3 protein-coding genes are annotated in these 5,411 nt (G+C 72.0%); all 3 read left to right on the forward strand.

Annotated elements, in window-relative coordinates; all coding sequences use genetic code 11:
• A partial coding sequence (locus G3I65_RS16145; RefSeq protein ID WP_203612401.1) for a hypothetical protein occupies positions 1-738 on the forward strand: 738 nt, incomplete at its 5' end.
• A gap of 83 nt (positions 739-821) precedes the next feature.
• Positions 822-1,859: a LacI family DNA-binding transcriptional regulator gene (locus G3I65_RS16150; protein WP_160696846.1), complete on the forward strand. Its 1,038-nt coding sequence runs from the start codon at positions 822-824 to the stop codon at positions 1,857-1,859.
• A gap of 189 nt (positions 1,860-2,048) precedes the next feature.
• A partial coding sequence (locus G3I65_RS58265) for a beta-galactosidase (RefSeq protein ID WP_160696845.1) occupies positions 2,049-5,411 on the forward strand: 3,363 nt, incomplete at its 3' end.

Below are 5,411 nucleotides of genomic sequence, written 5' to 3' on the forward strand. Positions count from 1 at the left end.
CCGCCCGCCTCGCCTTCTACGAGCGTGGCCACGACGGCGACGTCGGCGCCCTCGCTCCCGCTGCCGGACGGGCGCGCGCTCGCCGCGCTCGTGCCCGGCGAGCTGAGCGTGCTCGTCCATGACCGCGACACCGGCAGGGACGTCGTCTCCTACCGCCCGGACGCCACTTACACGTCGGCGTCGCTGGTCAAGCTGCTGATCGCGCTGGAGGCGCTGCGGCGCGGCGAGGCGCCCGACGACGTCGTGGAGCTGCTTTCCCGCAGCGACGACGAAGTCGCGAGCCGGCTCTGGACGAAGCTGGGCGGCCCGTCGATCGTCACCCGCTGGGCCGCGCGCGCCGGGCTGACGGCCACCCGGCCGCCCGCCGACCCGCTGCACTGGGGAAGCACTCTCGTCACGGCCGCCGACGTCGCGCGGATCTACGCGTACCTCCTCGACGAAGCCCCCGAAGGCACCCGCCAGGTCGTCCTCGGAGCGCTCGGCGGCGCCACCCGCCGGGCCGCGGACGGCTTCGACCAGTTCTTCGGCATCCCGGCGGCGGTGTCGGCGGACTGGGCCGTCAAGCAGGGGTGGTCCTGCTGCGACCCGGGCCGGAACCTGCACACCAGCGGGCTGGTCGGCGCGCGGTACGTCGTCGTCGTGCTCACGGCCCAGCCCGCCGCGACCGGCTGGGCGACCGCGACCCAGCGCGTCACGGCGGTGGTGAAAGCGCTCTCCGGTCCGCTCGGCTGGTCCTGACGCGGCGCGGGAGGCCCGGTGCGCGCCGATTCGGCGGTACCGTCTCCGACGTGGGGACACGGCACGAGGTGGAAGGGGCCAGGGTGGTGGACCGGGCGAAGGAGCAGACGAAGGCGCCGGCACCCGGGCCGCGGCAGCCGAGCCTGGCCGACGTCGCCGGCATGGCCGGGGTCTCGCACATGACCGTCTCGCGCGTGGTCAACGAGAGCGGCCCGGTGCGCCCGGAAACCCGCGAGCGCGTCCTCGCCGCGGTGCAGAAGCTCGGCTACCGGCCCAACACCGCCGCGCGGACCCTGGTCACCGGCCGGTCGGGCACGCTCGGCGTGGTCGCGCTGGAGTCGAACCTCTACGGGCCGGCGAGCACGTTGTACGGCATCGAAAACGCGGCGCGCGAGTCCGGCTACGGCGTCGCGATCTGCAGCGTGACCCGCCCCGGCCGGACGTCGATCGGCGACGCCGTGGAAAGCCTGCGCCGCCAAGCGGTCGAGGGCATCGTGGTGATCGCCCCGCACGTCACGGCGGGCCGCGCGCTGGCGGCGGCGCCGTCGGACATCCCGGTGGTCGCCGTCGGCGGCGGCGAGTCGGCGCCGGTCCCGGTGATCTCGGTCGACCAGTACGACGGTGCCCGCCGCGCCACCGAGCACCTGCTCGCGCTGGGACACCGGACGGTCTGGCACCTCGCCGGCCCGGAGGACTGGCTCGAGGCGCGCGACCGCGAGCGCGGCTGGCGGGAGACCCTGGAAGCGCGCGGCCTGCGCGTCCCGGCGCTCGTGCGCGGCGACTGGAGCCCGCGCTCGGGCTACGAAGCCGGGCGGGCGCTGGCCGGGAAGCGGGGCCTGAAGGCGGTGTTCTCGGCGAACGACCAGATGGCGCTGGGCCTGCTGCGGGCGTTCACCGAGGCCGGGATCCGCGTGCCGGAGGACGTGCACGTGGCGGGCTTCGACGACGTGCCGGAAGCCGCGTACTTCCCGCCGCCCCTGACGACGGTCCGCCAGGACTTCATCGAGGTCGGGCGCCGGACGTTCGGCCTCCTGGAGGAGCGCATGGCCGGCGGCGACGCCGGGGCCCGGCACCTGGTGCCCGCGGAGCTGATCGTCCGGGAGAGCACCGGCTTGCGCTGAAGACGACGTGAATGACTCATTCATGTCATCTGACGACATGAATGAGTCATTCACGACATTCGCCGAGGACTGTTAGCGCTAACACTACCTCGGCACTGATCCATCCCGGTGTTGTATCTTGACGACTTCTGTGTGATCGGCAAAGGATCGTGTTCGATTCTGGTCCCCCGCCGTGCCAGGAGGTCCCGCATGCGCCGCGCGTTGTTCGCCGCCCTGCTCGCGTTCGTCTTCGCGCTCGCGGGGGTGACCGTCCCGCAAGCCGCCGCCGCGCCACCGGAAAGACCGGCCCACACCGTCACCTACGACGGCTACTCCTTCCTCGTCGACGGCCAGCGGACCTACCTGTGGTCCGGCGAGTTCCACTCCTACCGCCTCCCCAGCCCCGACCTCTGGCTCGACATCTTCCAGAAGATGAAGGCCGCCGGCTTCAACTCGACTTCCCTCTACTTCGACTGGGGCTACCACTCGCCGCGCCAGGGCGTGTACGACTTCAGCGGCATCCGCGACCTCGACCGGCTCCTCGACATGGCGCAGCAAGCCGGGCTGTACGTCATCGCGCGGCCCGGTCCCTACATCAACGCCGAGGTCGACGGCGGCGGCTTCCCGACCTGGCTGTCCACCACGCCCGGCCACACCCGCAGCGCCGACCCGGTCTACCTGAAGTACTCCGACGAGTGGCAGACGCAGATCGACCGGATCATCGCCCGCCACCAGCTCACCAACGGCACCGGCAGCGTCCTCGCCTACCAGGTCGAAAACGAGTACTACAACGGCAACGCCGACGGCCGCGCCTACATGAAGCACCTCGAGGACAAGGCCCGCGCCGACGGGATCACCGTCCCGCTGGTCGGCAACAACAACGGCACCTTCAACGCCGGGGAGGCCGCGCTCGACGTCGACGCCGCCGACTCCTACCCGCAGGGCTTCGACTGCTCGAACCCCACGCGCTGGAACGGCGTCCCCGACATCAGCTACGACCACGTCCCCGGCAAGCCGCTGCTCACCGCCGAGTTCCAGGGCGGGGCCTTCGACCCGTGGGGCGGCCCCGGGTACGCGAAGTGCGCCCAGCTGATCAACGACCAGTTCGCGAACGTCTTCTACAAGCAGAACATCGCCGTCGGCGCGACCGGGCAGAGCTTCTACATGCTGCACGGCGGGACCTCGTGGGGCTGGAGCGCGATCCCGCAGAACTACACCTCCTACGACTACGGCGCCGCGATCACCGAAGCGCGCCAGTTCGACCCGAAGTACGCCGAGGACAAGCTGATCGGCTACTTCACCCAGTCCGTCGCCCCGCTGACCAAGACCGACGGGCTGGCCGCCGCCCCGCTCACCGATCCCGCGCTCACCGACACCGCCCGGATCAACCCCGACACCCGCACGCAGTTCCACACCCTGCGGCACACCGATTCGACGTCGACCGCCACGAACACCACGAGCATCGCGCTCGACCTCGCCGCGCACGCCGGCTACACCTACGACGACCGCGCGGCCGAGGTCGGCTACACCGGGACGTGGAGCCACGTCGGGCCGGAGGTGAACTACACCGGCGGCGACTACCAGCACACGGAGTCCTTTTCGGAGGTCACCGGGGACAGCGTCAGCATTCCCTTCACCGGCACCGGAATCCGCTGGGTGACGTCGAAGGACCCGAGTCACGGCATCGCCGACGTCTACCTCGACGGATCCAAAGTGGACACCGTCGACCTCTACGCGGCGGGCAAGCAGAACCAGGTGACCGGCTACGAGGTCCGCGACCTGCCCGCCGGGGCGCACACGCTGAAGATCGCCGTCACCGGCCAGAAGAACGCCAAGGCCACCGGGCCGTTCGTCGTCGTCGACGCCGTCGACCTCCTGGCCGGCAGCACCGACTACTACCCGGTCGTGCCGCAACAGCCCGGCACCGGCATCACGCTGAACGGCCGCCAGTCCAAGATCCTCGTCGCCGGCTACGACCTCGGAGCCGCGCGGCTGCAGTACTCGACGTCCGAAGTCCTGACGAGCGCGGCCATCGGCGGCCGGGACGTGGCCGTCCTCTACGGTGACCACGGCGGGCCGGGGGAGACCGTGCTGCGGTTCGCCAAGCAACCTTCCGTGCAGGTCCTCGGCGGCGCCGCGACGTCCACTTGGGACGCCGCCCGCGGCGACCTGCGGCTGAACTACACCCACGACGGCCTCGCCCGCGTGCTCGTCACCGCGCCCGGCGCGCGGCCGCTGCTCCTGCTGCTGGCGGACAAGGCGACGGCGGCGACGTTCTGGCGCCAGGACACCGCGTCCGGCCCCGTCCTGGTCCGCGGCACCGACCTGGTCCGCACGGCGGCCACGCAGAACGGCACCCTCGCCCTCACCGGCGACACCGGGACCGACGGCGCGTTCGAGGTCTTCACGGCGGCGAAGTCCCTGCTGTGGAACGGTTCCCCGGTAGCGGCGCAGCCGACGTCGAGCGGCAGCGTCACGAGTGCCGCGCCGACCGCCAAGCCGGTCACCCTGCCCGACCTGACCGGGTGGAAACACCAGCAGGAGTCGCCCGAAAGCCAGCCCGGCTTCGACGACTCGGCGTGGCCGGTGGCCGACAAGGACACCACCAACAGCTCGACCGCGCTCGGCACGAAACCGGTGCTCTTCGCCGACGACTACGGCTTCCACACCGGCAACACCTGGTACCGCGGCCGGTTCACCGGCGACGGGAAGCAGACCGGGATCACCCTGGCGAGCCAGAGCGGCGGCCCGGCCGGCGCGTTCTCGGCGTGGCTCAACGGCGTCTTCCTCGGCAGCTCGAAGGACCCGCAGCACACGTTCCCGTTCCCGGCGGGCACCCTGCGGCCGGGCGAGAACGAGATCTCCGTGCTGACCGTGAACATGGGCCACGAAGAGGACTACGGCGCTGCCAACGGCAACAAGGCCGCCCGCGGGCTGACCGCCGCCCGGCTCACCGGCGCGCCGCTGACCTCGGTCACCTGGCGGCTGCAGGGCGTCCGCGGCGGCGAGACCGGCCTCGACCCGGTCCGCGGGCCGCTCAACACCGGCGGCCTCTACGGCGAACGCGCGGGCTGGTCCCTGCCCGGCTTCCCGGACGGGAACTGGGCGCCGGCGGCTCTGCCCACAACGGACACCACTCCCGGCGTCTCCTGGTACCGGACGACCGCGGACCTCGACCTGCCGCGCGGCCAGGACACCTCGCTCGGCCTGACCATCACCGACGACCCCGCGCGGCAGTACCGGGCGCTGCTGTTCGTCAACGGCTGGCAGCTCGGCCAGTACGTCAACTACCTCGGGCCGCAGCACAGCTTCCCGATCCCGACCGGGATCCTGAACCCCAACGGCCGCAACACGATCGCCGTCGCGGTGTGGAACCTCGACGGGAGCTCCGGCGGCCTCGGGAAGATCGCCTGGACGAACTACGGCAGCCACCGCTCGCCGCTGACCGTCCGCCAGAACGCCTCGCCCGGCTACGACCCCGCGCGGTACGCGATGCCGCCGGCGCCCACCGCGGGCGTGTCGCTGACCGCGCCGGACACGGCCTCGGGCGGGCAGCCGTTCACCACGACGGCG

The organism is Amycolatopsis sp. SID8362 (genome assembly GCF_010550475.1).
GTDB lineage: Bacteria > Actinomycetota > Actinomycetes > Mycobacteriales > Pseudonocardiaceae > Amycolatopsis > Amycolatopsis eburnea.